General features: G+C 79.5%; 1 pseudogene. It reads left to right on the forward strand.

Features of this window, described 5'->3' with window-relative positions:
• A pseudogene (locus tag MNZ29_RS24140) lies at positions 1 to 836 on the forward strand (hypothetical protein); the annotation flags it as partial.

The raw sequence follows: 836 nt of genomic DNA on the forward strand, positions 1-836 counted from the left end.
GCGCCCGGGCCGCGGATCCGGGGGCGGCGCTCCGCGCGGACGCAGCGGCCGCGCTCGCGCGCGACCGGCGCTGGCCCCGCGGGATCGTCGCGCTCGCCGAGCTCGGCGCGCTGGAGGACGAGGCTCCGGAGCTCGCGCCCATCGCCGCCGCGTACACGGCCGCGATCGAGGATCGCGCCGCGGACCCGGAGGTCCGCGCGCTCGCGCGCCAGCGGCTCGCCGCCCTGGAGCGCTCGCGCGGGAACCTCCAGCGCAGCGCAGCCCAGGTGCGCCGGCTCGGGTTCGTCACGCGCTGGCGGCTCGTCGGCCCGTTCGACGACGAGGGGAAGCGCGGCCTCGAGACGGCCTACCCGCCGGAGAAGGCGCTGGACCTCGCCGCCCGCTACGAGGGGAAGGTGGGCGAGGTGGCCTGGCGCGCCCTGCCGGACGAGGCGGTGGTGCACGGCTTCGTCGACCTCGGCGCGGCGCTGCGCCCGGCGCGCGAGGTGGTGGCCTACGCGCTCGCCCTCGTGGAGGCGCCGCGGGACGAGCGGGTCGCGCTGTGGCTCGGCGCGAGCGGCGCCTCGCAGGTCTGGGTGAACGGCGCCGTGGCGCTCTCCGACCCCGGGTATCACCCGGCGCGCCTCGACCAGCGCGGCGCGCTCGTGACGCTCCGGCGCGGCACGAACCGGATCCTCGTGAAGCTCTGCCACCAGGGCGGGCGGATGGGGTTCTACCTGCGACTCGCCGACGAGCGCGGCGACGGCCGCGCCTTCGGGACCGGCTCGCCCGAGGCCGCCGCGCCCGCGCCCGGGCCGAGGCCGGCGCCCATCGAGGACGCGCTCGCGCGGCTCGAG

Origin of the sequence: Anaeromyxobacter sp. SG64, assembly GCF_022690745.1 — a bacterium.
Taxonomy (GTDB): domain Bacteria; phylum Myxococcota; class Myxococcia; order Myxococcales; family Anaeromyxobacteraceae; genus Anaeromyxobacter; species Anaeromyxobacter soli.